At 62.3% G+C, this 26950-nt stretch carries 23 protein-coding genes; 13 read left to right on the top strand and 10 right to left on the bottom strand.

Annotation, left to right across the window (positions count from 1 at the left end; translation table 11 throughout):
- Positions 1-49 precede the first annotated feature (49 nt).
- Entirely contained in the window at positions 50-850 is an 801-nt protein-coding gene (locus HZZ13_RS22355) for a class I SAM-dependent methyltransferase (RefSeq protein ID WP_197961685.1), read from the bottom strand.
- 322 nt (positions 851-1172) lie between these two features.
- On the opposite strand from HZZ13_RS22355, the gene HZZ13_RS22360 reads away from it, so the two are divergent.
- Positions 1173-2201, top strand: a complete 1029-nt coding sequence (locus tag HZZ13_RS22360) for a glycosyltransferase family 2 protein (protein WP_197961686.1) — start codon at positions 1173-1175, stop codon at positions 2199-2201.
- Positions 2202-2311: 110 nt separating this feature from the next.
- On the opposite strand, the gene HZZ13_RS22365 is transcribed toward HZZ13_RS22360, so the two are convergent.
- Positions 2312-3298, bottom strand: coding sequence for a glycosyltransferase (locus HZZ13_RS22365; RefSeq protein WP_197961687.1), 987 nt, complete (start codon positions 3296-3298; stop codon positions 2312-2314).
- Between the two features lie 229 nt (positions 3299-3527).
- Here HZZ13_RS22365 and HZZ13_RS22370 point away from each other — a divergent pair, with 229 nt between their 5' ends.
- From HZZ13_RS22370 to HZZ13_RS22385, 4 genes are all read left to right on the top strand, one after another.
- Positions 3528-4631, top strand: a complete 1104-nt coding sequence (locus HZZ13_RS22370) for a glycosyltransferase (protein WP_197961688.1) — start codon at positions 3528-3530, stop codon at positions 4629-4631.
- Between the two features lie 3 nt (positions 4632-4634).
- Positions 4635-5987, top strand: a complete 1353-nt coding sequence (locus tag HZZ13_RS22375) for an O-antigen ligase family protein (protein ID WP_197961689.1) — start codon at positions 4635-4637, stop codon at positions 5985-5987.
- Positions 5984-7129 (top strand): GNAT family N-acetyltransferase, encoded by a 1146-nt coding sequence (locus tag HZZ13_RS22380; protein WP_197961690.1) that lies wholly within the window; start codon positions 5984-5986, stop codon positions 7127-7129. Before HZZ13_RS22375 ends, HZZ13_RS22380 begins: the two co-directional genes overlap by 4 nt.
- Positions 7130-7201: 72 nt before the next feature.
- Positions 7202-8086 (top strand): protein-L-isoaspartate O-methyltransferase family protein, encoded by an 885-nt coding sequence (locus HZZ13_RS22385; RefSeq protein WP_197961691.1) that lies wholly within the window; start codon positions 7202-7204, stop codon positions 8084-8086.
- A 66-nt stretch (positions 8087-8152) separates the two neighbouring features.
- Here HZZ13_RS22385 and wrbA read toward each other — a convergent pair whose 3' ends face one another.
- Both wrbA and HZZ13_RS22395 read right to left on the bottom strand, forming a co-directional pair.
- Positions 8153-8752, bottom strand: coding sequence for an NAD(P)H:quinone oxidoreductase (gene wrbA / locus HZZ13_RS22390; RefSeq protein ID WP_197961692.1), 600 nt, complete (start codon positions 8750-8752; stop codon positions 8153-8155).
- Positions 8753-8901: 149 nt separating this feature from the next.
- Positions 8902-9600 carry a pirin family protein gene (locus HZZ13_RS22395; protein WP_197961693.1) on the bottom strand — a complete coding sequence of 233 codons (699 nt, stop codon included), beginning with the start codon at positions 9598-9600 and terminating at the stop codon, positions 8902-8904.
- 115 nt (positions 9601-9715) lie between these two features.
- On the opposite strand from HZZ13_RS22395, the gene HZZ13_RS22400 reads away from it, so the two are divergent.
- Positions 9716-10651 (top strand): LysR family transcriptional regulator, encoded by a 936-nt coding sequence (locus tag HZZ13_RS22400; protein ID WP_197961694.1) that lies wholly within the window; start codon positions 9716-9718, stop codon positions 10649-10651.
- A 29-nt stretch (positions 10652-10680) separates the two neighbouring features.
- Here the strand turns inward: HZZ13_RS22400 and HZZ13_RS22405 are convergent, their stop codons facing one another.
- Together HZZ13_RS22405 and HZZ13_RS22410 are read right to left on the bottom strand one after the other, a co-directional pair.
- Complete coding sequence (locus tag HZZ13_RS22405) at positions 10681-10938, bottom strand: hypothetical protein (protein WP_197961695.1); 258 nt, start codon at positions 10936-10938, stop codon at positions 10681-10683.
- A gap of 249 nt (positions 10939-11187) precedes the next feature.
- Positions 11188-13794 carry an autotransporter outer membrane beta-barrel domain-containing protein gene (locus HZZ13_RS22410; protein WP_197961696.1) on the bottom strand — a complete coding sequence of 869 codons (2607 nt, stop codon included), beginning with the start codon at positions 13792-13794 and terminating at the stop codon, positions 11188-11190.
- Positions 13795-14082: 288 nt separating this feature from the next.
- On the opposite strand from HZZ13_RS22410, the gene HZZ13_RS22415 reads away from it, so the two are divergent.
- Together HZZ13_RS22415 and HZZ13_RS22420 are read left to right on the top strand one after the other, a co-directional pair.
- Positions 14083-15066, top strand: a complete 984-nt coding sequence (locus tag HZZ13_RS22415) for a helix-turn-helix transcriptional regulator (RefSeq protein WP_197961697.1) — start codon at positions 14083-14085, stop codon at positions 15064-15066.
- A gap of 143 nt (positions 15067-15209) precedes the next feature.
- A complete protein-coding gene (locus tag HZZ13_RS22420) occupies positions 15210-15545 on the top strand; it encodes a hypothetical protein (RefSeq protein ID WP_197961841.1) in 336 nt (111 codons plus the stop codon).
- Here HZZ13_RS22420 and HZZ13_RS22425 read toward each other — a convergent pair.
- Both HZZ13_RS22425 and HZZ13_RS22430 read right to left on the bottom strand, forming a co-directional pair.
- Positions 15527-16018 carry a YbaK/EbsC family protein gene (locus tag HZZ13_RS22425; protein WP_197961698.1) on the bottom strand — a complete coding sequence of 164 codons (492 nt, stop codon included), beginning with the start codon at positions 16016-16018 and terminating at the stop codon, positions 15527-15529. The genes HZZ13_RS22420 and HZZ13_RS22425 overlap by 19 nt on opposite strands.
- Before the next feature lie 47 nt (positions 16019-16065).
- Positions 16066-16797 carry a haloacid dehalogenase type II gene (locus HZZ13_RS22430; RefSeq protein WP_197961699.1) on the bottom strand — a complete coding sequence of 244 codons (732 nt, stop codon included), beginning with the start codon at positions 16795-16797 and terminating at the stop codon, positions 16066-16068.
- A 243-nt stretch (positions 16798-17040) separates the two neighbouring features.
- Between HZZ13_RS22430 and HZZ13_RS22435 the strand changes: the two genes are divergently transcribed.
- The 4 genes from HZZ13_RS22435 to HZZ13_RS22450 all read left to right on the top strand — a co-directional run bounded on the left by HZZ13_RS22435 (position 17041) and on the right by HZZ13_RS22450 (position 22726).
- Positions 17041-17496 carry a cupin domain-containing protein gene (locus HZZ13_RS22435; protein WP_197961700.1) on the top strand — a complete coding sequence of 152 codons (456 nt, stop codon included), beginning with the start codon at positions 17041-17043 and terminating at the stop codon, positions 17494-17496.
- A 290-nt stretch (positions 17497-17786) separates the two neighbouring features.
- A complete protein-coding gene (locus tag HZZ13_RS22440) occupies positions 17787-19808 on the top strand; it encodes a GAF domain-containing protein (protein ID WP_197961701.1) in 2022 nt (673 codons plus the stop codon).
- Positions 19809-20100: 292 nt separating this feature from the next.
- Positions 20101-21084, top strand: a complete 984-nt coding sequence (locus HZZ13_RS22445) for an ABC transporter substrate-binding protein (protein WP_197961702.1) — start codon at positions 20101-20103, stop codon at positions 21082-21084.
- A 202-nt stretch (positions 21085-21286) separates the two neighbouring features.
- Positions 21287-22726, top strand: coding sequence for an IS1182 family transposase (locus HZZ13_RS22450; protein ID WP_197961703.1), 1440 nt, complete (start codon positions 21287-21289; stop codon positions 22724-22726).
- Positions 22727-22891: 165 nt separating this feature from the next.
- On the opposite strand, the gene HZZ13_RS22455 is transcribed toward HZZ13_RS22450, so the two are convergent.
- Complete coding sequence (locus HZZ13_RS22455) at positions 22892-23866, bottom strand: hypothetical protein (RefSeq protein WP_197961704.1); 975 nt, start codon at positions 23864-23866, stop codon at positions 22892-22894.
- Positions 23867-24460: 594 nt separating this feature from the next.
- Here HZZ13_RS22455 and HZZ13_RS37235 point away from each other — a divergent pair.
- Positions 24461-24586 (top strand): hypothetical protein, encoded by a 126-nt coding sequence (locus HZZ13_RS37235; protein ID WP_283817187.1) that lies wholly within the window; start codon positions 24461-24463, stop codon positions 24584-24586.
- Positions 24587-25043: 457 nt separating this feature from the next.
- On the opposite strand, the gene HZZ13_RS22460 is transcribed toward HZZ13_RS37235, so the two are convergent.
- On the bottom strand, positions 25044-25829 hold the full coding sequence (locus HZZ13_RS22460; RefSeq protein ID WP_210349430.1) for a Crp/Fnr family transcriptional regulator: 786 nt from the start codon (positions 25827-25829) through the stop codon (positions 25044-25046).
- Positions 25830-26950: the final 1121 nt, after the last annotated feature.

Consider the following 26950-nt stretch of genomic DNA (forward strand, 5'->3'; position numbering starts at 1 on the left):
CCGCGAGCCGCCGCTCGTCCGGTGATGGGCCGCCGACGCGCCATCGCCGTCAGATCCTCCGCAGGATGACGTGATAGTCGCCGCGGCGAACATCGGTCCCGCGCGGCAGCACGGCGTTGAGCACCGCGGCACCGGCGTCGACCAGGGCCGCAAACAGCGGCTTGCGCCGGCGCATCTCGGGATAACGCGGACTTTCGACTTCACGACGATAGATCATCTGAAGGCCGTTGGCGGCCGCGAATGCTTCGAGCCGGGGCAACGTCACCAGCGGATGGAAGAACGTCGGGAATGGCGGCTCGCCGGGCAGGCCGGCGTCCTTGATGCCGCGGATATGACGATAGAACCAGACGTGAAACCAGTGCGGCGAATATTTGGTGACGAACCCGGAGAGCGAGCGGGGATTCGGTGCGCCGATCAGGATCATCCCGCCGCGCTTGAGCGCATCGCGGAAGTTCAGCAGCGCGGCGTCGACATCAGGCAGATGCTCGATCACGTTGTAGCAGATCACGAGATCGAAGGTCTCGTGGTTGAAGCGATAGGTCTGGACGTCGCCGAGGATCGCCTCGTCGGCGTAGGTGTTGTTGCGGACCTGGTCCTCGTCGATGTCGACGACGGTGACCTTGCTGCGGCTCAGCAAGTCCGGCGGCAAAACGCTGCACGAGCCGCCGCCGGCTTCATAGATGGCGAGCCGTCCGCGCGGCAGCTCGCGGCACAGCACGTCATGGACGGCGAGCAGGCTGTCGCGGGCTTCGCCGGGGACGAGATCATGGAGCGCTTCGGCATATGGCGCGGCCGCGGGGATTTGGATCGCAGTGGCTGTCGCGAAATCGATCGTGGCTGGCTTGCTCATATTCTCTGACCGCGCTTGTTCTATTCAAATTTACAGGAAAAAATGCGCCTGCCCGAAGTGCAAATCCGATGCCGCAACGTCTCACCGGTCGCAGTGCTTACGACCCGGTTAATGCGCATGCGCGTTAACTACAGCATTGTTCATGTTGGAGCGTTGTCGGTGCATGGACCGCCACTTGCAGCATGACGCGCGGCGAGCTTGGTGGCCATGTGTCGCGCGGCAGTCGTCCATTTTGAGACGCATCTGTCCCGCGGCGATGTGCCGTCGTGGGACGCGCGATCGAAGCAGGGCTTTTTCAATACATCTCGGACATCTAGACCTCATGACATTGATCCCGACAGACCTGTCTGCAGTGCGCATATCGGAGGCCGTGCGCGATCCCAACCGGGAGATTGCGGCGAGCTCTCGGGTCATCGACCTGTCGGTCGGCATCGTCGTCTGCGTTCCCTGCTTTCGTCGCCCGCAACACCTGCGCCTGACGCTGGAATCGCTGACGAACCAGCGCACCCCGCGTTCCTTCGCCGTCGTCATGGTCGAGAACGATGCGGTCCGGCGCGAAAGCGCGCCGGTTGCCGCGGAGTTTCTGGCCGAGGGAAGGCTCCAGGGCGTCTGCCTCATCGAGAAGCGGCAGGGGAATTGCCAGGCGATCAATGCTGCCTTCGAGACGGCGCAGGAGCTGTTTCCCGCCGCGACCCGTTTCCTGATGATCGACGACGACGAGATCGCTTCGCCGGACTGGCTCGAGCTGATGGTCCGCACCGCGGAGGCGACCGGCGCCGACGTGGTCGGCGGACCGGTGCTGCCGGTCTTCGACGACGACAGCAAGCCCTGGCTTTCGCGTCACCCCGCCTTCTGTCCAGCTTACGATTACAGCGGTGCGGTGCCGCTGATCTACGGCTGCGGCAATTGTCTGATCACGCGCGCGGCGTTCGAGCGGTTCGACCGTCCCGCATTCGACCTGCGCTTCAACTTTCTCGGCGGCGGCGATTGTGATTTCTTCGTGCGGTGCCGTGACGCCGGCATGCTGTTCCACTGGACGGCGGAGGCTGTCATCACCGAGACTGTGCCGCGCAACCGCACCAGCCTCGGCTGGATCGCAAAGCGCGGCCTGCGCATCGGCGCGATCAATTATCGCGTGCAGTACAAGGCCGCGCGGAGCGCAGTGGCGCGGGTGCGGGTGTTCGCGCAGATGCTGGGGCGCTTGCCGCTGTCGCTGCTTCGCGCCGTCGCCCTGTTGCCGTCGTCGGAGACCGTCGTCGCGATGCATCCCGTGATGGTCGCGTTTGGCGCCGCCCTGGCGGCCCTCGGCCTCGAGCCGAAGCCTTACGAGGCCTCGAAGATCGCGTCCTGACGACGCGGCGAGAGCAGGATCCGGACAAGTGTGTCGCGGTTTTCCGAAAAGATCATGCTCAAACAATAAACCTAAAGCGCGATGACGATTCATCCCAATCGTATCGCGCTTTAGATGCCGAAGCGGGCGAGGGCGACCCGGATTGCCGAGCGTGGCAGCGATTTGAGCGAGCGCCGGCCGATCATCGCGAGATAGGCGAATGCCTGGCGATACCTGCCGAAGCGGACCGCCTGCATCGCCGAATAGGTGACGAGATGAACCTCGGCGGCGAGGCGCAGCCCGGCTGTCATGCGTTCGGGCAATCGCGCCAGGATCAATCCGTCATCGAATACCCGCGCGATGGCCGGGAAGAAGTCCTTTGGCGTCCGGACCGCAGCGTTCATGGTGTTGGCGGTGTGGAGACGATAATCGAGCAGCAGCTCCGGCGCGAACTCGAACTCGCCGATCGCAGCGAGGCGGCACCAGCAATGCCAGTCCTCGCAATATTTGAGGGACGTATCGAAGCCGCCGATGGCCCGGAAAGCTTCTGCGCGTGCGAGCGCGATGCCGCCATTGACGATGAAATTGCCGGCGGCGAGCCGCGTCAGCACGTCGCCGGACGGCTTCCGACGTCCCTTCAAGAGGTCGCGCCGGCCGATCCGGCGGCCTTCGCTGTCGATCGTGTTGTAATCGCCATAGACGAGAACGGCGCGCGGTGCGCCGCGCGCTGCAGCGAGCAGCGCCGCCACCGCGCCGGGGCGCAGGCGGTCGTCGGCATCGAGGAAGAGCAGCCACTCGCCGGTTGCCTGTCTTGCGCCCAGATTGCGTGCGGCCGATACGCCCGCGGAATCGTTGCGGATCAAGCGCAGCCGCGGGTCACGCACGCCGCGGACGATCGCAACGGTTTGGTCGGTCGAGCCGTCGTCCACGACGATCACCTCGGTCACTTCGCGTTGCGCAAGTGCGCTGGCGAGAGTTTCGCCGACATAGGCCGCAACGTTCTTGGCGGGAATGACGACCGATACCGATGTGCTCGAGCCGACTTGAAGCGGCAAGCGCGCGGGCACTGCCGCGCGGGAGGCGGCCGGCAGTTCGAGAACCTCTTCGGCGGTGATCAAGCTACGGCGCGCCTTTAATGATCTGTTAACCAGGACGCTGGCGATCGCCAAGTCCGGCGTCCGTGGATGATACTCGCATCGCGCGCGATACGTTGCTGAGAAGGCTCGCGTGCCGCCGGTTTCGTAGAATAACGTTAAGCCGCTGGCATTAAGCCTGTGGCAAATTTGGAAGAGTGCGGCGGCCGGCCCCGTGCGAGAATGCGCATCGGACTGCCGCGGATGGAATCCCGTGCCCGCAAACACGTTCGAACACGCCCCCGATACGATGATCCTGAACCTCTTTTATGAGGACAAGGATGACCGTTGGTTTCCGGGCGACCGGCATCTGCGGCGCATCGCCCGCCGGCTGCTGCTCGGCGAGCCGCGCATGAGCGGGCAGCTGCGCGTGTTCCTCAATCTCTGTGCGGGACTCGACCGGCTCGGCATCCGCTACCGCGTCAATGATTACGGTTACATCGCGCAACATCCCGACGAGCTCGCCTGCATCGTCGGCCGCACCTTCCTGCTCGACAAGTTCAAATGGAAGAACCCGATCCTGCTCGGCGTAGCCGCCCACAATCATCCGCTCGACGACCTTGACTTGTTCAAGCGTCTGCCGGTGAAGAGGGTCGTGGTGCCCGGTCCCTGGTACGTCGATATGTACCGGCCGTATTGGCCCGATACCGAGGCCTGGCCTGTCGGCATCGACACGGATCTCTGGGCGCCGTCGGCTCGAGCGCAAAAGAGCGTCGATGTCCTGATCTACGACAAGGTGCACTGGGACCGCGAGCGCTACGCGCCGGAGATGATCGAGCCCGTTCGCGCGCGGCTCGTCAAGAAAGGCCGCTCGTTCACGGAGCTGCGCTACGGCAGCTACAAGGAAGCGGATTATCAGGCTGCGCTCGCGCGCTCGCGCGCGATGATTTTTCTGTGCCAGAGCGAGAGCCAGGGCATCGCCTATCAACAGGCCTTGTCCTGCGGCGTGCCGGTATTTGCCTGGGATCCGGGCGGGCCATGGCGCGACCCCGATTATTATCCCCATCGTGTGCAGTTCGCGCCGGTATCGTCGGTGCCGTACTGGGACGAACGCTGCGGCGTCAAGTTCACCGACATCGCCGGTTTCGAGGCGGGCTGGGACAAGTTCTGGGCCGGGTGCACCGCGGGCGAGTTCGATCCACGCGGCTACATCCTGGATAATCTCACGCTGGAGCAGCGGGCGCTGCAATATTACGAGATCGCTCGGAGCATCATGCGGCCGCCCGCGATGTCGCAGACCTCCGGCAGGCCCGCTGACGAAGCCTCGGAAGGCGCGAGCCAGGACCGGAAGCTTCACCGGCGTCATCGAATGTGTTGAGCCATGAACCGCAGCGCCGCAGACATGACCGACGGCGAGGCCCGATCGTGGAGCCATCTCCTGCGCGATCGCCTTGCAGGGCTCGATGCCGTGCAGGTGGCACGCTGCCTCGTCGCGGTCGGGGCGCTGCTGCTGGTTATGGTGACGCTCGACCCGTTCCCGGACCTGCGCAATCCCGACGTCACCGTCATCGTCGGCGGACGAATGGCGCTGAGCTATATCGCCTGGGGCCTGCTGGCTGCGGTCGCCATGCTGTGTGTCGCTGTCACCGATGCGCCTGCGCTGAAGAGCCTGGTGACGCCGCTGCATCTCTGCCTCCTCGGCTGGCTGGCGATCAACATCGTCTTTTCCGAGAGCCGCGGCGTTTCGATGCAGCGATTCGTGCTCGCGGTCAGCGTGACGTCGCTCGCCATCGTGTTGCCGTTGCTGCCGCCAACGCAGCCCAGCTTCAATTCTTGCCTCGGTGCCGCCGCACTCGTGCTGCTCGCGCTCTGCTATCTCGGCGTCCTCCTCGCGCCGCAATATGCGATCCACACCGCGCTCGACGTCACCGAGCCGCAGCTCGCCGGCGACTGGCGCGGCAGCTTCGGCCACAAGAACATCGCCTCGGCCGTGATGACCATCCTGGTCTATGTCGGCATCTACCTGTCCGCCGTGGGCTCGTTCGTGATGGGGCCCGCGATCGCCGTGCTGGCCGGCACCTTTCTGATCTTCACCGGCGGCAAGACGTCGTCGGTGCTGTGCCTTGCGATCTACGCGCTCGCGTCACTGGTCTATGTCACTCCAGGCCTGTGGCTGAAGCGCATCATCTGCTTCGTGCCGCTGGTTGCGATGAACCTGTTGACCGTCGGCAGTGTCGTCAGCCCGGCGCTGGCGGCGATGACGCGGCTGCTTCCGCTCGATCCCACCTTCACCGGACGCTCCGCGATCTGGGACTTCGCGCTCGCGGCCGTCGCCGAGAAGCCGATCATCGGCCACGGCTATGCTGCGTTCTGGGACGACGTGAGTGCGCGGGCCACCGCCCAGGGCGCCGAATGGGCGACGTCGGCGGCGCACAGCCACAACAGCTACCTCGATCTCGCGGTCACGATCGGTCTGCCGGGGCTGCTGCTCGTGGTCCTCGTCTTCGTGCTCGCCCCGCTCGGCAATTTCCAGACGGCGCAGGCTCACAGCCGCAGTGGCGCACTGGCCAAGCTGTTCCTGACCGTGTGGCTGTTCGGCCTGTACTACGGGGCCACCGAGACCTTCCTGCTCGAACGACAGAATCCGATCTGGTTCATGTTCGCGCTGGCCGTCGCCGGCCTGCACTTCCTGGCGAGGTTCCAATGCGTCGAGCAGACCGAGCCCCGCGGATGACCCTCCTCAGCTTTGAGCAGCCCCATGATATCGCGTCCAGCGCGTCGACCATCGCGGTCGATGTCCTGCGTGACTGGCGGCACGCGGCCTTGCGCCTGAGCGCCGGGCGCCGCACCGCTTTCCAGCATGCTGACTGGCTCGGCGCCTGGTACGGCGCGTTTGTCGACGTCGCTCCGCTGATCGCCGTGATCTCCGATGCTGCCACCGGCAAGGACATCGCGGTCGTGCCGATGATCCACCATGTCAGGCGCGGCATCCGCATCGTCGAGTTCCCGGACCTCGGCGTCTCCGACAACAACGCACCGATCCTGGCGCGCGATGCCGCGTTGGATGCGGGGGCGACGGACGCGATCAACAAGGCGCTGATCGGCGCGTTGCGCGCGCTGCCCGATCGTCTCGATCTGCTCCGCCTGAAGAAGATGCCGGCCGAGGTCGGCGGCAAGCCGAACCCGCTGGTAGCGCTCGGCCGGATCGGATCCTCTTCGCTCAACGGCAATCTCGTGTTGATGGGCGATGACTATGACGACTATCAAGCCGCGATCAAGCGCCTGCAGATGCCGCGCGGCTGGCGGGTGTTCAGCCGTCATGCCGGTGCGCGGTTCGAGATCGCCGCCGATGTCGCGCGTGCGCACGAACTGCTCGACGTGATGGATCTCCAGCAGCAGGCACGCATGCAAAAGCTCGGCTCGCGGTTCGTTCTCAACGATGCGACCCATGCGCGATTCTATCGCGAGGTCGTCCGCCGGGGCCTCGCCGAAGGTCATGTCATGGTCTCGGCGCTGGTGTGCGACGAAGGCGTTGTCGCTACCGCGTTCGGCGTCAGGCATGGCGCGACCTATATCCTGCTGCGCATCAGCCATGCCGGCGATCAATGGTCGAGCTGCTCGCCGGGTCTGCTCATCATCGAGCGCACCATGGCCGCGCTACATGCACTCGGCGTGCGCCGTTTCGACCTCAGCATCGGCAATCAAGCCTACAAGCGCCGTTTCGGCGCCGCGAGGGCGACGCTGACCGACGTCAGCGTCGCGCTGTCCTGGCGCGGTCTGCCCTTCGCCTGGCGCGATCACGCAGCTCAGGGCCTGCGGCGCTGTCCAAAGCTCGCCGCCCTCGCGGCGCGGGCGATGGGCAAGGGCGCGCGCTAACGGGCGCCGGATTGCAAGGTCACTCGAACATCGCAATCGATGTGCTATCGTCGCCTCCATAGCGGAGGGGACATGGAAGACCGTTCGGCAAAATATCGTGCATTCTATGCGCAGTTGATTTGCGCGGCGGCGAAGGCTGCGGATCCTCGCCTCGAGCAGGCCTTTCGGACCGTCAGGCGCGAGCCTTTCGTCGGGCCCGGGCCATGGTCGATCTCCTTTGGCGGCCACCCCTATGTCGTGACGCCCGACGATGATCCTGCCTTCATCTACCAGAACATGCTGTTGGCGCTCGACAGCGCGCGCGGTCTCAACATCGGCATGCCCGGCGCGCACGCTTTTTGGCTCAGCGGCTGCGCCGTGAAGGAAGGCGAGACCGTGATCCAGATCGGCGCCGGCAGCGGCTATTACACTGCGATTCTCGCGCATCTCGTCGGTCCCGGCGGTCGCGTTCACGCCTATGAGATCGACGAGCGTCTGGCGGGACTTGCGCGCGACAATCTGAAGGACATCGCCCACGTGGACGTGCGCGGACGCTCGGGCATCGCGGCGGATTTGCCGGCGGCCGACGTGATCTATGTCTGTGCGGGCGCGGCGCAGCCGGCGGCGGCATGGCTCGATGCGCTGCGGCCGGGCGGGCGGCTGGTGTTTCCGCTCGCGCCCGAAGGCATGCTCGGCGGCATGTTGATGATCACCCGGCCGGATGAGGGTGCGATCTGGCCGGCGAAATTCCTCAGCCGCGCCCAATTCATCGGCTGCGCGGGATTGCAGGATGCCGAGGCCGGCCGGCGATTGGGCGAGGCGTTCGCGAAAGGTTGGGAAGGGGTGCAGTCGCTGCGGAGAGAGGGCGCCCCCGACGAGACATGCTGGTTTGCCGGTGAGGGCTGGTGGCTTTCGACGGCGCCCGCACCTGTGCCGACGGAGCCGGTTCGGCCTCACGCGGACGTCACGCTGACTTAACCGTGATCGTATCCCAATTCCGGATTGGGGACGGCATTCCCGACTGGGAATGCCGCCCGGGTCGCATCAGCCATGCAGCTTCTTGGCGGTCTCCGCGATCTGGCGGCCCTGATAGCGCGCGCCGGCGAGCTCGTTGGCGCTGGGCTGGCGGCTGCCGTCGCCGCCGGTGATCGTGGTGGCGCCATAGGGCGCACCGCCTGTGACCTCGTCGAGCTTCATCTGGCCGGCAAAGCCGTAGTTCATGCCGACCACGACCATGCCAAAATGCAGCAAGTTGGTGATGATCGAGAACAGTGTGGTCTCCTGGCCGCCGTGCTGGGTCGCGGTGGCAGTGAAGGCGCCGCCGACCTTGCCGTGCAGCGCGCCCTTGGCCCAGAGCCCGCCGGCCTGGTCAAGGAAGTTCGCCATCTGCGAGGCCATGCGGCCGAAGCGGGTGCCGGTGCCGACGATGATCGCATCGTAATTGGCGAGCTCCTCGACCTTGGCGACCGGCGCGGCCTGGTCGAGCTTGTAATGGGAGGCTTTCGCGATCTCGGCCGGCACCAGCTCGGGCACGCGCTTGATGTCGACGGTCGCGCCGGCCTCGCGCGCGCCTTCGGCGACGGCATTGGCCATCGCCTCGATGTGGCCATAGGCGGAATAATAGAGGACGAGAACTTTGGTCATGGTGGTCTCCGTGGGGTGATGAGGTGAGCCGTTCTGTTCGGTGTCGTTGCCGGGCTTGACCCGGCAACCCATCGCTCTTCGAAAAGCTCTTTGCTAAGGGGATGGATGCCCGGGTCAGCCCCGGGCATGACGAGCTTGTGGTTGGCGCGTCACGCCGCGTCGACGAGCACGAGCTCGGAATCTTCGATCGCCGTGATCTTCAGCCTGGCTTCGTCGTGGATTGCGGCGCCGTCGCGGGCATTGACGCGGACGCCGTTGATCTCGACGGCGCCTGCCGCCGGCACCAGGTAGAGATGCCGCGACGTCTGCGGCTCATACTCCGCGCTCTCGCCCGCCTTCAGCGTGGTGGCGAGCACCCGGGCATCGGCGCGGATCGGCAGTGCGTCCGCATCGCCCGCAAAGCCGCTGGCGATGGTGACGAGTCTGCCGGAGCGGTCCGCCTTCGGGAACGGCTTCGAGCCCCAGGTCGGCTGTCCGCCTCGCGCCGTCGGCTCGATCCAGATCTGGAAGATCCGCGTCCTGGTCGGCTCGAGATTGTACTCGGAATGGCGGATGCCGCTGCCGGCGCTCATCACCTGCACGTCGCCCGCTTCAGTGCGACCCTCGTTGCCGAGGCTATCTTGATGGGTGATCGCGCCCTCGCGCACATAGGTGATGATTTCCATGTTGGCGTGGGGATGGGCGGGAAAGCCGGTGTTCGGCGCGATCTCGTCGTCATTCCACACCCGCAAGGCGCCGTGGCCCATGTTGTTCGGGTCGTAATGGCCAGCGAAGGAGAAATGATGCTTGGCCTTGAGCCAGCCGTGATCGGCGCCGCCGAGCTTCGCGAAAGGTCTGAGTTCGATCATCTGTGCAATTCCTTGATGTCGGATTGACCTCTTGGATAAGCATTCGCCTGTGGTATAGAAATAGAAACTGTTGAAACGCATTGTTTCCCTAAATGCCCCGCAAGGACCGGCTGCCATGGCAAAACTCCCAGACTTCGAAGCGCTCGCGATCTTCGCCAAAGTCGTGGAGCTGCGATCATTTGCGGGCGCTGCGAGCGAGCTTGGGATGTCCAAGGCCACGGTGTCCAAGGCGGTCACGCGATTGGAGGAGCGGCTCGGCGCGCGGCTGTTCAACCGCACCTCGCGCCGGCTCGCGCTGACCGATGCAGGCCACAAGCTGGCCGAGCGCGCGACGCGCCTTTTGGCCGACGGCGAGGCCGCCGAGAACGAGGCGCTGGCGCAGTCGGTGGCGCCGCGCGGCCTGGTGCGGCTCGCCGTCCCCATGTCATTCGGCATCAAGGCGGTGGCACCGCTGCTGCCGGAATTTTTCGAGACCTATCCGGAGGTCTCCGTCGACCTGCACTTGAGCGATGCGACCGTGGATCTGATCGGCGAAGGTTTTGACATGGCGATACGGATCGCGCGGCTGCCGGACTCATCGCTGATCGCGCGGCGGCTCTTCACCATGCCGCGCTACACGGTCGCCGCGCCCTCCTATCTCAAGAAATACGGCCGGCCGACGCACCCGATGCATCTCGCCGCGCACAAATGCTTCAGCTACGCCTATCTCTCCACACACAATGCCTGGCACTACACCAATTCGGCCGGCGAGCAGGCCAGCGTGCGCCCGGGCGGCCAGCTTCGCGTCAACAACGGCGAAGCCGTGATGCCGGCGCTGATCGCGGGCCTCGGCATCGCCGAGCTGCCGGAATTCATCGTCGGTGAGGCGATCTCGTCGGGCGAGGTCGAAGTCATCCTGAAGGACTGGAAGCAGGCCGAAGGCGCCGTGCACCTCGTGACCCCACCCGGCGGCCCCCGCCCCGCGCGCGTCGAAGCGCTCGGCGATTTCCTGGCAGCGAAGCTGCCGGGCACGTGCAAGCGGCGGCCGCGTGGGAAAGTGAAGGGGGCGTAGATCAAGCAGTCCCGAAGTGACGTCCTCGGCTACGACACCTTCACGCCATGGACTGCGACGATGCGCAGGCTCGGCTTCAGCCTCCCGTCCAATTGCGCCTTCAATTCGTGAACGCGTGGGTCGCTCGACCGCGCCGCACACACCCCATATTGATGGACGGACCGCGCCAGCGCGCGCCGCGCTTCCGGCGTTCGCGTCAATTCAGGCGTCGAAAGCCGCAGCACGATCGCTGCGAGATTCACCAGCATCTCGTCCAAGGCGACGTCGATGGTTCCAAGATTGCGCATCGCTCACTCCCTGAAGGCCAACGGCGGCTGTAGGCCGGCGTTCCTGGCCATCCGAGACATGGCTAACGCCAGGTAAACGCCTTGTTCTTGGGCGTCGCCACGTTAGGTTGGCCGGCGAAACAAGAAAGTCGGGGGAGGGACCTCGTCGCCTATCAGGACGCGCCCGGCCTTCGCGCAGTTCATCGCCGCGGATAGCGCACGTCTGATCGCGGCGGTGAAGAAGATCGGCAAGGTGGACTAGGGCGAGGTTCAGAACTCGGTGCGGATCAGGCCGCGCAGCGTGTGCCGGTCATATCCCGGCGCGAACGCGCCCTCGTACGAGGCCTTGAACGATGTCGCGGCCGTCAGATCCCACCTCACCTCGGCGCCGGCGAGCGCGACCGTGCGTGCGCGTTCGACGCCGGTGATCGCGAACGGAATGCCGGGTGCGCCTTCCAGCGCCGCCGTCGTGGTCGCTGCGCTGCCGGTAAACTCATGACGCACGGCAATGGTCGCGCCGAATTGTGCCGAGTGGCCATTCGGCATCATGACGCGTTGGCTGCCACGCAGGCCAGCCGTGCCATAGCCGAGGTCGAAGCTGCCGCCGCGCACCAGCTGATTCACGCCCGGCGCACCGGCCTCTGAAAGACTTCCCTGCCGTGTCGCGTACCAGTCAGCCTTGGCAAAGGGCTCGGCGACAAGACCCCATCCAGTCTGGAACGGCCGCGCGATGCCCAGCGAAGCGGCAAAGGTGTTTGCGCGCGAGGAGGCAGTTGCCGTCTCGCCGACGAACGCGATCGTGCGCGAGGAATCGAGCGCCGCAAAGGAATAGCTGATGGCCGATGCGAGATTGAAGCCACCGGCTTCGCCGCGCGCGTAAAATCCGGCATGGCCCGTATTGGCCTCGATGCGGTCGGCGCGGGCGGCCATGCGCAGCTGGCCGGTCGAGGCGCCGACCGCAAGGCCTGCCGCAAAGCCCGGCAACTGCCACAGATCGACGCCGAGCGCGGCGCCGGCGACGGTCGTATTGGTTCCGAAGGCAATGTCGCTGGCCGCCACCTTGTCCCAATTGCCATAGCCGCCGAACCAGATGCTCTGCACCGGTGCGGTGCGGCGGCGGTTCAGCGCCTTGCCTATCGGATCCGTCGGTTCCGGCGCATAGGCAGACGCGGTCATCCGAACGATCTCGCCGCGCGACTGCGTCCCGGCGTTCCACATGAAGCTCTGGAACATGTCGGCCTGATCCGCGACGAAGCGGCGTCCATCGGCGTGGATTTGACCGGCCAGGTCGTCGAGGCCGGCCTTGATGCCTGGCGTATTGAGCGCGGCGAGCGTGTTGATCGCAGTGGCCAGCGGTCCCGATGCGCCGCCGAGCTGCGCCTGATCGAGTGCGCCGGCCACCGCGCCCTGGTTCGGCGTCAACCCCGACAGCGTCCCGAAGCCGCCGATCTGTTGCAGCAGGAAATAGACATTGTTGGCATCGTAGCTGAGCTGCCCCGTGACCAGCGGACTGCCTGAGGTCGTGAGCGCTGCGAACGTGCCGCTGACGCCGCCGGTCGCGGTGAGGATCGTATATTGGGTGTTGGCGAGGAAGCCGGCGCCGAGCGGCACGATCTGCACCGTGCCGCCATTGAGAGTGGCAGTCCCCGTTGCCGCGATCTTGTCCGACTGGCCCGAGGGGTTGATCTCGACCTGAAAGGTCGAGCCGGCATTGAAGACAACGCTTCCGCTGACGTTGAGCGTCCCGATCGAATTGCCGGGGGCGACCATGCCGCCATTGTTGACGACGATGCCCCCGACCGTGCCGGTGCCGCCGAGATAGCCGCCGTTGACGGTGACCACCGACGGCAAGGCGCCGTTCACGATCAGGCCGCCGGCGTCGACCGTGGTCGCGCCGTTGAAGGCCGTGGTGCCGGTCAGTGTCCAGACCGAGGAACCGGTCTTCGCGAGCTGTTCAAACTCCTGATATCGCTGAGCGGCGCCGAGAGTGCCGAGGTCGAACGTTGCGTTGGCGTTGCCGCCGAATCTTAGCGTGTCAGTACCGGTGCCTGCGAATACAAACCCGGTGATCGTCGAGCCCGCTTCGAGGGTGAGCACGTCATCGCCATCGAACAGGTTGATTCCGCCGGAGATGGTTCCGGAATTGACGACCGTGTCGATGCCGGAGGAGCCGGAAATGCCCAAATTGAAGCCGCCGAAGATCGTGCCTGCATTGATGAGCGTGTTGCCCCCGGCAATGAATTGCACTCCGGTATGGGCGGCGGTGATCGATCCGCCCTGATAGACGGTGACGACGTTCCCGGCTGACGTTCCACTTATTCGGAGACCTGTTGTGTTTGCTCCGATACCGGCTGCCGATCCCCGAACGTTGACGATATTGCCGTTCGAATTGTCGATGACGATCCCCGCTTCGGCGTTGCCCGTGCCCCCCGCCACCGCGCCCGCTGCGACCGTGACGCTGTTGTTGTTCGAGCCGTTGGATAGCAGCACTGCGCCGCTATAGGTAGAGGTCGCGGATTGATCATTGAAGGTTACAGTCGAATTGGACGTGCCGTCGTAGACGATCGCGGGAATTCCGGCGGCGGGCGTGAGCGACGTCGCCGTGCCGTCACCGATTTTGACCGTGACGTTGCTGCCGCCAGTGGCGTTGATGTGGTCGGTGTTGCCGAGGCCGGTGCAGGTCGCCACATCGCCCGAATTGAGGGCGCCGATCGTGCCGGTGCCGGCCACCGTGCAGGCGGCCAGCGAGGGCTCGGGCGCAAGCGAGAGCAGCCCTCCGAGCATGATCGGCGCCAGCGCCGTCGTGACGAGCAGCCTCTTGCGCAGGACGGTCGCCGTGACGGCATCATGCGCGCGGGTCTGTATTCCAATCGGCATCGACGATAATTCCCATGTGGCAGTCTCTGAACTGCTAGCGGGAACGTCGGGCCGCTTCTTGGACCGGTGCGAAGAGCATTATGGACGAAAGCGCAACGCGGCCGATTTGCGACGGCATGTTGCGGCGAGGCCACGCACCGCTGGGCCGACGGCGCCACGCATTGACGCCTCGATTGGACGAACGCGCAATCGGAGATGGTCTGAGGCGCAACACTGTCGGGAGGGCTTTGCGCGCATTCGCCGACGCGATATTGGTATTCCGCTGAACGAGACTGGAGGCGCGTGCCGATGCCGGCCGATGACCAATCGATCCAAGGCGCGCCGCGCCTCGGCTATACCGGCGACCCGCATGGGCCGGCCTACGAGATGTGGCGGGAGGAATTTTGCCGCCGCGTCATGGCGGCTGATCTTGCGCCCTTGTCCGACGGCTCTTTTCGCTGTGACGTCAAAGCATTGATGTTGCCACAGGCTACGATATCCTCCTGCCGCGGCACGCCGATCAGATTTAAGACGCTCAACGCCAGCGATAATCTTGCGTTGCTGATTGCGCCGGACTCGCCGTTGCATGCAGTGATGGGCCGTCGCGCACTCGAAGTTGCGCCACTGGGCATCAGTCTCATCGACGCGTCCATCAAAGGCGCTTTCGTCTCTCAACTCGAAGTGGGCGGCAACAAGGCGGCTCTGTTCGACCGCAAAACGCTGCTGTCTTATTGTCCCAATGCTGAAGACAGCGTTGCTCGGCCGCTCGATCATGACCCGGTGCTCACTGTCGTGCTGCGTCAATATTACGACTTCGCTGTCCAGCACGCCCCCGGACTCGATCCCCTGGCGCAGCACGCCATTTCGCAACATTTGTTGGATCTGATGGTCCTGGTGCTCGGCGGCCGGCGCGACGCCACCGAATTGGCGAAAGAGCGCGGGCTCGCCGCCGCCCGACTGGAAGCCATCAAGGCCGACGTTCTGGCGCGGCTCGGCGACGGCAGCCTCACCCTTGCCGGCGTCGCGCGACGCCATCGCGTCAGCCCTCGTACCGTTCAATTGCTGTTCGAGCGCAGCGGCGTCACATTCTCGGAGTTCTTGCTCGAACAGCGGCTGTTGCGGGCGGTACGGCTGCTGCGCGATCCGATGCACCGGGCGGCCAAGATCAGCGACCTTGCCCATCGCTCCGGCTTTAACGACGTATCGTATTTTCACCGGGTCTTTCGTCGGCGCTTCGGCATGACGCCTGCGGATGCGAAGGTATGGCAGACGGAAACGGACGACCGGAGTTAGCGGAAGGGACGTCGTCGTCGCCGCCGACGCAAGAATCACAAGAAAGAATGAAGGTTCCTGCTTTCACGTTTTGTTGTTGGTCCAGAACCCGCCCCCGCCTCATTGATTGATGAGAATTGGAGGGAATCGAGAAGGATCTGGACATGCGAGCAGAGCGGATCGCGCTGGGTGTGGCGCTTGCGGTCGGCGGCATCGTGGCGCAGAGCGCTGCATCCGCGCAGGAATACCGCGGCACGATGGAACAGCAGATGGCCTGCACACCGGATGTGTGGCGGCTGTGCAGCGATCAGATCCCGGATGTGAACCGCATCGTGGCCTGCTTGCAGCAGAACACGCCGCTGCTTTCGAGCGGCTGCCGTGCCGTGTTCCAATCCAGCAACCAGGTGCAGCCGCAACAGGTGCCGCGCAACCGCGCCGCCCCGCCACCGCGCTACAACGCTCCGCCGCCTCCACGCCGGCCTTACGATGAGGATGAATAGCGCCGCTCAGGCCTGTGCTCGCAGACGTCGACCCATTCGGCCGAGGTCAGCTCGGCCATCCGCTCCGGCGTGATGCGTACCGCGCTGTGGGTCGAGCCCGCGGCCGGTACCACCACGTCGAACGCCTTGAGCGAGACGTCGCAATAGACTGGCAGCGGCGATTTCAGACCGAACGGGCAGACGCCGCCGACCTCGTGCCCGGTGATATCGGCGACTTCCTCCAGTCCCAGCATCTTCGGCTTGCCGCCGAACTGCGCCTTGACCTTCTTGTTGTCCATGCGCGAGGTGCCGCTCGCGACGATCAGGATCACGCGCTCGCCGATCCGCAAGCTCAGCGTCTTGGCGATCATCCCCGGCTCGACGCCATAGGCTTCGGCCGCCAGCGCCACGGTCGCGGAGCTGATCGGGGATTCGATGACGGAGATGTCGGGGGCTTTCTCGGCGAAGTAGGCGCGAACGGATTCCAGGCTCATTCCGGGCAGCTCATTGCAATCTGACAGGCGGCGACCGCTGATTCCTCTTAAGCGATTCCCGGCAGCTCGGAGAGCGCACGGACACGATAATCCGGTGCGAAGCCGAGCTCATCCATCTGGGTGCGGATCGCCCTGAACATGGTGAGCGGTGCCACGAGTTCGTTCTCGACGCAAGCCAGCGCCATCGCTTCGGGCGTCACCCGCTCGATCCAGGCAACCTTCAATCCGAACGATTTCGCCCCTGCGGCGTCCCAGGGATTGGAGGAGACGAACAGAACCTCATCAGGCGCGGTGCCGAGCACCTCGCCGATCAGCTCATAGGCCTGTGGGCTCGGCTTGAAGACCTTCTTTGCATCGACACTGATGGTGGCATCGAGCAGGGCATCGAGTCCGGAATTGCGCACCAGCTTATTGAGCATGTCCGGGCTGCCGTTGGAGAGGATGGCGAGCTTGCGCGGTCTTAAGCCGGCGAGCGTTTCCGTCGCATCAGGATAGAGATCGAGATGCAGATACTTCTCGATCACGCGCTCGAACGTCTCGTTCTCGTAGTCTAGCCCCAGCACGCGCAGCGTATAGGCGAGGGAATCGCGGGTGACGACGGCAAAATCCCGGTAAGCTTGCATCAGAGAGCGCAGCCAGGTGTATTCGAGCTGCTTGATACGCCAGACCTGCGTGATGATCTCGCCATAGCCGGGAAACGCATCCTCGGTCACGTCAGCGACCGACTGGATGTCGTAGAGCGTTCCGTAGGCGTCGAAGACGACGGCTTTGATGCTCATCGGCTCTCCTTTCGGGGCGCTGTGGTCGCGAGCGCTCCGATTTGGAAGCGCACATCATCGTCAGCTTACCAAGCATAGCGGACGTCCGCCACTGCAAGCGTGATCGGCGGGTTGTGACCCAATTCGGACTTCGTTCACGATGGACCTCAAGCCGACCCGAAATCGAGTTTAGGTACCTCGGTTTGAGTTTTTGCTGTATCCTATTGGGCCTTCCAGCTTCACAACATTTGGGAGGAGGTTAGGATGACCAAGTCCTTTGTCGCCGCCGCCACTTTGATCGCGTTGGCAAGTTCTGCGCTGGCTCAAGATGCAATGAAGGTGGTCAAGCCCGATGGCCTGCCTTGGACAGAGCATCCGGTCTTCAAGGGCGTGCAAACCGCCATCTTGATCGGTGACCCAAGAAAGGCCGAGACCATCGTCCAGCGGGTGAAATTCCCGCCGAATTATAAAGTTCCGCCGCACACTCATCCCTATGCCGAGGTCGTCACCGTGATGAGTGGCAGCTTTGGGAACGCCATGGGCGAGAAGTTTGATCCCTCGAAAGGCGAGATATTGAAGCAGGGCTCCGTCTTCGCGTTGCCGGCGAAGCACCCGCATTACGTTTGGACGACAAACGAAGAAGCGATGGTCCAAATTGTATTCACCGGGCCAGGGGGCATCGAGTTCATCGATCCAGCTGACGATCCGCGCAAGAAGTAAAAAACGAAGCGCCGAACCACAACAAGAGGCCACTTCAATCGGCCGCGTCTTTCGCCATTCCGGCACAGGCGGGATGTCGGCCTGTGGCCCGATGGCGAAGTTCGGTTGGGCACAGATATCGTCTGCTGATGGGAGGAGACCGGAAGTGACACGTCACCAGTCAAACTGGCGCTGTTGACCCTTCTCGGACATCAGCCCGGCCCGGTGACATGCGATTCAGGCTATCCTGGCCCTTCCTGAATGATGGTTTGGACCGATAAGATAACCTTCTTGACCTTTTGGGGGCGGATATGGCGCGGCCATCAAGAACGGGCGGCAAGACGAGCCAGGCGAAGACCCGCAAGGGCCGCAAGACCAAGAGCAAGCGCCGCATTGCGCCAGCGGCCAGCCGAGCGAAGCGTCGTTCGGTCGCCGGTCCGAGCAAAGACCTGAAGGAGGCCCGCGAGCAGCAGGCGGCGACGGCCCAAATATTGAAGGTCATCGCAAGTTCGCCTGACGATGTGCAGCCGGTATTCGAGGCGATTGCGATCAGCGCCAACAGGCTGATCGGCGGTTTCTCTACGGCAGTGTTTCGCTATATCGACGGCATGCAACACCTGGAGGCATTCACGCCGACCAATCCGGTCGCTGACGAAGCATTGCGAGCTTCGTTCCCGCGGCATCTCACAACGTCTTCGGCCTCCTTCGAGTTGCTGCGTGATGGCAAACCAATGCAGATTGTCGATACCGAATCCTCGCCAAATATACTGGCCAGGGATTTGGCGCGATTGCGCGGCTTTCGCAGCATGTTGTTCACGCCGTTGATGAGCAATGGGGTGCCTATCGGCTTGATCACCGTGACGCGAGTCGAGACCGGTTCATTCGCCGACCATCACGTGCAATTGCTACAGACCTTCGCCGACCAGGCGGTGATTGCGATCGAGAACGCGCGATTGTTTAATGAAACGAGGGAAGCGCTGGAGCGGCAAACCGCGACGTCGGAAGTGCTACAAGTCATATCCAGGTCGTCTGGCGGACTTGGGCCGGTGTTCGAGGCCATGCTGGAAAATGCCGTGCGCATCTGCCGTGCCAGTTTTGGGACGCTCCTCCTATACGAAGGCAACAGGTTACGGCGGGTGGCGCGAATGGCCGCGCAAAACGTGCCGCAATTGTACGCGCCCGACCAGGAAACGCCGCCACACTTCATCGCGCCGTTTGACGGGGCGCCTTCGTTGGGGCGCCTCGTCGAGACCAAGGCGCTGGTTCACATTGCCGATATCGCCACAGAGCATCCCGACGATCTGATCTACAAGGTCGCCGCAGCCCGCACCGTTCTGATTGTGCCGATGCTCAAGGAGAGCGAGCTTGTCGGTGGCTTTGCTGTCTACCGCAAGGAAGTGCAAGAGTTCAGCGACAAGCAGGTCGAGTTGCTGGAAAATTTTGCGGCACAAGCGGTGATCGCCATCGAAAACACACGACTGCTCAAGGAGCTGCGGCAGCGAACCGACGATCTCTCGCAATCCCTCGACGACCTCCGCACCGCACAGGACCGCCTGGTGCAGACCGAAAAGCTTGCCTCGCTCGGCCAGCTCACCGCGGGCATTGCGCACGAGATCAAGAACCCGCTCAACTTCGTCAATAATTTCGCAGCGCTTTCAGCGGAGTTGACCGAGGAGTTGAACGAGGCCCTCAAGCCCGCCGAACTCGTCGACGAGATCCGCACCGAAGTCGATGAGCTGACGGCGCTTTTGAAGAGCAACCTCGAAAAGGTCATGCAGCACGGCAAGCGGGCCGATTCCATCGTCAAGAACATGCTGCTGCACTCACGCGAGGGACCGGGCGAGCGCCGCCTCGCCGACATCAATGCCCTGGTCCAGGAGAGTCTTAATCTAGCCTACCATGGCGCGCGCGCAGAGAAGTCCGACTTCAACATCACGCTCACGCAGGACCTCGACCCCGACGTGGGCGAAATCGAGGTATATCCGCAGGAGATCACGCGCGCGCTGCTCAACGTGATCTCCAACGGCTTCTATGCCGCGACCAGGCGCAAGTCCGAGGCGGGAGACGAGACCTTTGAGCCTGTGCTGAGTGCGACCACGAACAACCTTGACGACAAGGTCGAAATTCGCATCCGCGACAACGGCACCGGGATTCCGGTCGAGGTGAAGGAAAAAATGTTCAATCCCTTCTTTACTACCAAGCCAGCTGGCGAAGGCACGGGGCTCGGTCTGTCTATGACCCATGACATCATTGTCAAACAACACGGCGGAACCCTCGATGTCGAGAGCGAGCTGGGTGTGTTTACCGAGTTCATTATCACGCTGCCGCGATGACCTCTTTTGGCCCATCAGCGAAGTTGCGCCTCGTGTGGCGGAGGTCCGCTCATCGCGCCGCGGCGGACCAGATTTTGCTCAACCTGAGTTCTTCGCATTTTTGACCTGACGCGGGAATGGCTGCTCCAGACAATTTGGCTGCCACCCCCACACTTCCGAACTGGGCGCCGGCAGCGGGATTTCCTCCGCATCCAGCGGCTACGGCAATCAGGTTCGGGGCAGCCTTTTGTCATTCATGGACGGCAGCAAGGCTGGTATAATGTGGAGCATAGCTACTGACGTAGAGCTGCCAATGGAAAGGCGACGGTTTTTCAAAGCTATTGCGGCGCTAGCGGCTTGGCCGGCACTTGCACGTGCCCAGCAATCCAAAACGCGCCTCGCGCGGGTTGCCTATTTGAGTGCGCAGAGTGCCGAAAACATAGACCCGCATTCGATGACGGCGCTCAAGCAAGGTCTCATCGAAAACGATCTGATCGAAGGTATGAACATCGAGATTACGTACTTCTGGGGGAATGGCGATCCTGGCCGCGTGAAGGAACTGGCATCGGCCCTGGTGCAACGCGACTTTGATCTTATCATTACCGCCGGCTCTCAGCCATTACGTTCACTGATGGCGACGGGGACCAAGAAGCCTTTAGTATTTGCTATTGTCGCCGATCCCGTCGGCGATGGCATTGTTGCAAGTCTCGCCCGGCCGGGAGGCAACGCGACCGGCTTATCGATGTCGGGCACTGATCTGGAAAGCAAGCGCATTCAACTGTTGAAGGAGACCGTACCAACAATCCGCAAGCTCATGATCCTGCATCATTCAGCGGGAGAAGCGATAGGCGTGGTCAGCGCAATGAAACGGGCAGCTGATTCTCTGGCTCTCGATACCGTTTTCGTTGAGGCGGGCGCGGTTGATGAGTTCGAAAATGCGTTCGCGCGGGCGAAGGAACAAGGAGCCGAGGCTTTGGTGGCATCGGCATCGGCATATTTAAACTATAACCGTAAGCAACTAATTGCCCTAGCGGCCAAGCATCGATTACCGTCTGTCTGGGAAACAAATGTCTACGTGCGTGACGGAGGCTTGATGTCTTATGGCCCCAACTTCCCCGACATGTACCGACGGTCGGCAGGATACGTTGCCAAAATCCTCCGCGGAGCAAATCCGGGCGAAATGCCTGTAGAGCAGCCGATCAAGTTCGAGCTAGCCGTAAACGCAAGAACCGCCGCCTCGCTCGGCATCACCGTCCCACCGAGCATCGTCGCACGGGCGGATGAACTCATCGAGTGAGTGGAATTGAGTCGGATCGAGCAGGACGTGCAAATGTCTGCGTTGGCCCTCAGCTGCCTCTCTGCCTCTACGCCCTGCCGTCGGCTTGCGGGATGCGAACGGACCAATGAAAATATGGCCGCGACGCCCGCATGTGACCCTGGCTGTGTGAAAACGCGGTGCCGCTGTTATGATTCTCCGATGATTCTGTTTGGGGGAATCGATGAGGCGCTTCGTTGAAGAGGCGGATCGTGGGCAATGGACGCTATTGCCCGAATGCCTCGATGATTTCATTGACGAGAGCAACCCCGTTCGCGTGATCGACGCATTTGTCGATGCGCTCGATTTGTCTGAGATGGGTTTTGAGGGGGTGGAGCCGGCGGCCACCGGTCGGCCGTCGTACCACCCCTCTGTTCTTCTGAAGCTTTACATCTATGGCTATCTGAACCGGGTGCAGTCGAGCCGGCGGCTCGAACGAGAGGCGGGCCGCAATGTCGAGGTGATGTGGCTGCTGGGGCGGCTCGCGCCTGATCACAAGACCATCGCCGACTTCCGTAAAGACAACGGCCTGGCGCTTCGCAAAGTCTGTGCGCGCTTTGTCGAACTCTGTCGTGGGATGGGCCTTCTGGCGACGGCGAGCGTCGCCATCGATGGCAGCAAGTTCAAGGCCGTGAACAACCGGGACAAGAACTTCACACGGGCGAAGGTCCAACGGCGGCGTGCTCAGCTGGAGGAGAGCGTCGCGCGGTATCTGAGCCAACTTGACGCGGCCGACCGCCAGGAGCCGACGGAGGCGCTGGCGACGAAGGTAACGAGGCTTGCCGAGAAGCTCACGAAGCTGAAGGAGGAAATAGGCAAGCTTGCCGTCTACGAGAAGCAGATGCTTGCGTCGCCCGATCAGCAAATCTCCCTGACCGATCCCGACAGCCGCTCGATGGCAACGAGCGGCCGCGGCTCCGGCGTTGTCGGCTACAACGTGCAGGTCGCCGTGGACACCGAGCACCATCTGATTGTGACGCACGAGGTGACGAACAGTGGTTCAGATCGGGCCCAACTAGCTAACATGGCCAAACAGGCAAAGGCCGTTCTCAAGACCGAGACGCTCGACGCTGTAGCCGATCGCGGCTACTTCAACAGCCCAGAGATCCTCGCGTGCCACGAGGCCGGAATCAAGGTGACGCTGCCCAAGCCGCAGACGTCGAATGCCAAGTCGGAGGGGCGCTTCGGTAAGCAGGACTTTGCCTATTTGCCAGAAGAAGACGTCTATCGCTGCCCAGCTGGAGAGCGATTACCGTATCGCTATACAAACGAAGAAGACGGCAAGGTGTTGCGGCGATACTGGACCACAGCCTGTCAAACTTGTTCGCTGAAATCCCAATGCACGCCGGGGCCAGAGCGGCGGATTGCACGATGGGAGCACGAGCATCTGCTTGAGGCCGTGCAGCGGCGCCTTGACGCGAACCCGGAAGCGATGCGCCAGCGGCGCGAGACGGTCGAACATCCGTTCGGCACGATGAAGGCTCGCATGGGAGCGACGCACTTCCTCACTAAAACGCTTCCAAAAGTAGCCGCCGAGATGGCGCTATCGGTTCTGGCCTACAACCTGACACGGGTCATGAACATCGTCGGGGTCAAGCCATTGATCACTGCGATCGTGGCCTGAAATACACCAGCGTCCTGGTGCCAGGATTGATATCCAATACGGCCGTTTTTACACAGCCAAGACCCTTAGCCGACGTGATCAAGCGCGCCTCTTTTGCCCGCTTCCGATGGTAATACGGACGTCGTCCGGCGGGCGCATTTATGGCTACACGCAAGTCACACTAAGCTACGGAACGTAGCCAACTCGCAGGTTTTCCAGCTGGCCCCAGATGAGGAGCAAATCCGCCACTCCGATTTGCTGGCAGATAATGTCACGCCAATGCTGTCCGATCGATTTAATATTTTTTAACATCTTATCTGGATCTGGCGTAAGCAGCGGAGGGGCAATCCCCGGATAAGAAGGATACCCATCAAATTCATAAGGGTGAAACTGGTAAGAAAAAATGTTGTAAATAGAATAGCCGCCATATATGTCGGCCGCTGCCACGGGCGCGCGACCCTGTGGTATGACCAAGTAGTTTATCTCATAGTCGCTTAGATTTTGTTTGAAGCGCACTCCGGATTCCATTTTCCGGAAAACTGGTCCCAGGAAATCGAGATACCTCTCTAGTTCAGACTTCAAGATAGCATCCGCCGCAGAAAACGCCGTCAGCACCGCGACACGGGTCGTTATCGCATATATGGTGGCCGGAAGCGCCCATCGGTGATCCCAGACACGATTAAACGAATCTACTTCCGCCCTGTCCGGCATGCATTCCATCCAGCGGGACGGATCGCCCATCTGAGAGATCGCTCGGTTGCTTTGCGGTCTCAGCCAGTATCCGCCATTCATATCACCGATCAACGCCTGGACTGCGATAAGAGAGTCGCGGTCCGCAAGCGCTTTCTTTGCCTCCCATTCAACATCACCGTCCGGAGAGCCGCTCTGCAGATAATTGTTCGCGGTGATGAGGGAGGCGGACGAGTGCGCCGTAAGAAAGGCAAGGTTGTCTTCGCGGGCCGTGACCCAACTCGCCAACACCGCGTCGTTCAGGGCCGCCAGTTGGCCATGGACTTTCCCCAGCGCTCTCAGCATGGGGTCGCCACCTGGTCGATTCACAAATTCGTTCAATTTTACACCGAACCCGACGATGTCGCCCATAACTGGGATTATTTCGGCGGCGTCCTTAAATAGCTCAAGAGCTTCCTCTTCCGACGCCATGGTTTTCTCTTAGAGTTTCCTAAGGAAACAAGCCGTCGCACTGCTCCTATGAGCAGTGCCTAAAGGTGGGACGGCACCCACGTCGCCATGAATAGCGCCCCCAACAAGGGTTGCACTTGAATTCCAAGCCTGCATCACATTTAGTCCTAGTGACGCAGTAGTTCTTATATGCCTTGGGCACCGACGATTGCGCCGAGGCAGAGCCAATGCCGAGCGTAAGGGCTCCGGCACTCATGGTCGTCACCAGGGCGACGAGAGCAAATGATTTCGCCGTAGTAGGCATGGTCCGTGACTCCCCCGGCCCAAATGTCCGCGCCTAGCGAACAACCTAAGACTTATAGAGAATGGCAGATACAACTCCAGACGTCAAACCGCGACAGATGCGGTAAAGCGCCACAAACAGGGAGCGCGCGCGCCATAGCAGCCACCCCAGCCGCATCGACATCTCGCACTGGCAGGGCTTTCCGGATTTCGAGGAGGTCGCCGCCTAGGGCGTCGTGGCCTGCAAGTCAATGGCGATGAGATCGAGCAGCAGCATCCGCGCAGACGTCGGCACCGGCTCAAGATCCCGCGCGGCCCTGATGTCCTGCGCTGATGATCCTTCGCGGCATCGGCCTGTTGGTCATGCTGTCGGGATTCTGGATGATGACGCAGAACACCCGCACCAGATTCGGCCCGGCCCTGGTCGTCGGCGGTGTGATCTTGATGGTAGTGGACTAGGCTCTCGTTTTTAAGTTCCTATACGCGTGACGACCTTCTGACCCTGTAATTGTCTTCACGTCGCCACAGCCGCAGATGATAACGGCATCTTCAGCGTACATTCGCAAGATTGCGTCGACATCGCCGGCTCAAAGGACATAGCATCCTCACCTACCTTGCTGCTGGGCCTGGGATATAGCGCGTCCAATGAACCGCCCGTGAATGTCCGCGCCGCCCTTTGACCGTCTTGTTCGGACGCGGATTGATCGTAGCAGCGCGAAAGGCGAGCGATCGTCGCCTTGTGGCCCTCAGCCGAACCATGCTGATCCTGGTGTGATGTCGACTATCGGCGGTAGATCGGGCGCCCACCGACGCCCGCCTCAATAGCCGCTTTTGACCCGCAGCCGACATTGGCTGACCGCTAAACTCTCTCTTACCTCAGCAAGCGGGATAGTGACCGGGCGGGCCGAAACGCCCCTCATATAGCATCGCCCGATTCAACTGCTGAGACGCGCCACCGCGCGAGATCGGGCATATTGATCGAGAATATCTCCTCAACTTCGAGACGCATCGTGCCGTGGCATTCGCACGCTGCCGCGGTGAGCCGCGACCGGTCGATCTCGATCCTGCCTCGTTGCTCAGACCTGATCGCTCCGCGCGCTCGCAGGTTGCGCATCAGGAGCGTCACTGTCGTTCGTCGCACACCGAGTATTTGCGACAGCGCCTCTTGGGTCAGCGGGAGGACGTCGTCGTCAATGCGGTCATGAATGTGGAGCAGCCAGCGCGCCATCCGGGCTTGCACCTGATGCAGCGCATTGCAGGCTCCGCTGCGCTGAAGCTGTACCTGCATCGCCCTGACGTGACACTGGATCATGTACCGGATTGCGGGGCTCCGGTTGAATGCGGCGTGAAATCGCGGCGCCGGGATTCGCGAGGCCGTACCCGCCGCACGAACAATGGCGGTAAGGGCCGAAGCTGAGGGTCCAAACACGGAAAGAGTACCTAATGCTCCCTCGCGCCCGACGACTGCCGTAGCTACGGTGTGACCGTCTGCCATGCCGATCATCAGCGAGATGGCACCGCTATGAGGGAACAAGACACAGTCGACCTGGTCACCCTCTCGCGAAATCACCGCGTCCTGATGGAGCGCGACCGGCTCCAGTTCGGGCGCGAGCAGATCCAAATCAACTTGCGGTAGCGCTGCCAGAAGGCGGTTTCCAATTTCGCCGGGAGGCATCACTGCGACGAACCCGCAGTAAGGCATCCGCGGCTCTCTTCATCTGGAGCGCCGTGAAACGGCGCTCTCAACGTAGGTTTATCCCCTACAAGCAACGATATTGAACTCACTTACGCGACACCTTCACACGGAAAAACGAACTGCAACGGTTTGGCCGCGAGGCGGATTTTCTGCTCGAGCCTTAAAAGGGGCGTGTAATCAATGCCGCTACCCGCCTATGAAAGCTACCAATCTGTCTCAACGCATCCTGCCGCTCTGGCCCCTCAGGAAGCCGTTGCGCGGCTTCCCATAAGCTCCCTAACAACCTCGTCATGTCTTTCAATTCATCCGCCTCGGGCATTCCAGCTGTGCGTCGGCTCAACGTTAGGTCCTCGTACCAAGAGATAAATGTGCACGCGGGTGCCGCGCGGCGAGTAACGGAAGAGAGTAAGTGCAGATAGCAGTATCGATACTGTTGCCGCGCGGAAGTTGACGCAGCAAAAAGCGCTCTCTCAAACGTCGCGTAGCACTGATATCCGTCCCCTACCTATGTTTAATGTGAGGATCGGCCGGCGCTTGCAGCATACAATCCAAGGAGTTCCGCGCGTCATTGGGAATAGCTGCCTTTTCTAACGCGCTTAGCCGAAAATCCGGAAGGAAGCATGAAAGAATCGCAACTCAATCCGCAAGTCGCAGCTCTCACGCCTGCCGATCCAACGCTCGCCGCATACGACGAGGATCATGCCTTCACTTACGTTCGCCTGATTTGATGCTGATGCGGTAGGTAACGCTAGTGCGACAGCGCGCGCTCAAGATTTTCCGCTGCACCGTGCGTTCTCACTTGCCTGTAAGAACGCCATCAATCCGCGCGTTACGAATGGCGCAATAACCGTTTCGGCTGAAATGCGTTTCCCGCGCTGGCTCGTCTGGCTCTGGCCTTTTGCCTCATCTGGGATTTCGGCAGTATCACGATCGTGATGGTTGGCTACACTGATCGCCATCGTGGTCTTAAATGTCGAGGACTGAGCTGCAAGGCTACTGAACGCGAGGTCTCCTATTGGCCATCAGCGAAGTTGTGCCTCGTGTGGCGGAGGTCCGCTCATCGCGTCGCAGCGGGCCAGATTTGCTCGCCCGAGTTCTTCGCAGTTTGACGAATCAGGACTCCGGGC

Source organism: Bradyrhizobium agreste, from assembly GCF_016031625.1.
In the GTDB taxonomy this organism is placed as follows: domain Bacteria; phylum Pseudomonadota; class Alphaproteobacteria; order Rhizobiales; family Xanthobacteraceae; genus Bradyrhizobium; species Bradyrhizobium agreste.

Bases quoted from the DNA above. Each gene is read 5' to 3' on its own strand.
- HZZ13_RS22355 (WP_197961685.1), bottom strand. From the start codon at position 850: ATGAGCAAGCCAGCCACGATCGATTTCGCGACAGCCACTGCGATCCAA.
- HZZ13_RS22360 (WP_197961686.1), top strand. From the start codon at position 1,173: ATGACATTGATCCCGACAGACCTGTCTGCAGTGCGCATATCGGAGGCC.
- HZZ13_RS22375 (WP_197961689.1), top strand. From the start codon at position 4,635: ATGAACCGCAGCGCCGCAGACATGACCGACGGCGAGGCCCGATCGTGG.
- HZZ13_RS22380 (WP_197961690.1), top strand. From the start codon at position 5,984: ATGACCCTCCTCAGCTTTGAGCAGCCCCATGATATCGCGTCCAGCGCG.
- HZZ13_RS22385 (WP_197961691.1), top strand. From the start codon at position 7,202: ATGGAAGACCGTTCGGCAAAATATCGTGCATTCTATGCGCAGTTGATT.
- wrbA (WP_197961692.1), bottom strand. From the start codon at position 8,752: ATGACCAAAGTTCTCGTCCTCTATTATTCCGCCTATGGCCACATCGAG.
- HZZ13_RS22395 (WP_197961693.1), bottom strand. From the start codon at position 9,600: ATGATCGAACTCAGACCTTTCGCGAAGCTCGGCGGCGCCGATCACGGC.
- HZZ13_RS22400 (WP_197961694.1), top strand. From the start codon at position 9,716: ATGGCAAAACTCCCAGACTTCGAAGCGCTCGCGATCTTCGCCAAAGTC.
- HZZ13_RS22405 (WP_197961695.1), bottom strand. From the start codon at position 10,938: ATGCGCAATCTTGGAACCATCGACGTCGCCTTGGACGAGATGCTGGTG.
- HZZ13_RS22410 (WP_197961696.1), bottom strand. From the start codon at position 13,794: ATGCCGATTGGAATACAGACCCGCGCGCATGATGCCGTCACGGCGACC.
- HZZ13_RS22415 (WP_197961697.1), top strand. From the start codon at position 14,083: ATGCCGGCCGATGACCAATCGATCCAAGGCGCGCCGCGCCTCGGCTAT.
- HZZ13_RS22420 (WP_197961841.1), top strand. From the start codon at position 15,210: ATGCGAGCAGAGCGGATCGCGCTGGGTGTGGCGCTTGCGGTCGGCGGC.
- HZZ13_RS22425 (WP_197961698.1), bottom strand. From the start codon at position 16,018: ATGAGCCTGGAATCCGTTCGCGCCTACTTCGCCGAGAAAGCCCCCGAC.
- HZZ13_RS22430 (WP_197961699.1), bottom strand. From the start codon at position 16,797: ATGAGCATCAAAGCCGTCGTCTTCGACGCCTACGGAACGCTCTACGAC.
- HZZ13_RS22435 (WP_197961700.1), top strand. From the start codon at position 17,041: ATGACCAAGTCCTTTGTCGCCGCCGCCACTTTGATCGCGTTGGCAAGT.
- HZZ13_RS22440 (WP_197961701.1), top strand. From the start codon at position 17,787: ATGGCGCGGCCATCAAGAACGGGCGGCAAGACGAGCCAGGCGAAGACC.
- HZZ13_RS22445 (WP_197961702.1), top strand. From the start codon at position 20,101: ATGGAAAGGCGACGGTTTTTCAAAGCTATTGCGGCGCTAGCGGCTTGG.
- HZZ13_RS22450 (WP_197961703.1), top strand. From the start codon at position 21,287: ATGAGGCGCTTCGTTGAAGAGGCGGATCGTGGGCAATGGACGCTATTG.
- HZZ13_RS22455 (WP_197961704.1), bottom strand. From the start codon at position 23,866: ATGGCGTCGGAAGAGGAAGCTCTTGAGCTATTTAAGGACGCCGCCGAA.
- HZZ13_RS37235 (WP_283817187.1), top strand. From the start codon at position 24,461: ATGATCCTTCGCGGCATCGGCCTGTTGGTCATGCTGTCGGGATTCTGG.
- HZZ13_RS22460 (WP_210349430.1), bottom strand. From the start codon at position 25,829: ATGCCTTACTGCGGGTTCGTCGCAGTGATGCCTCCCGGCGAAATTGGA.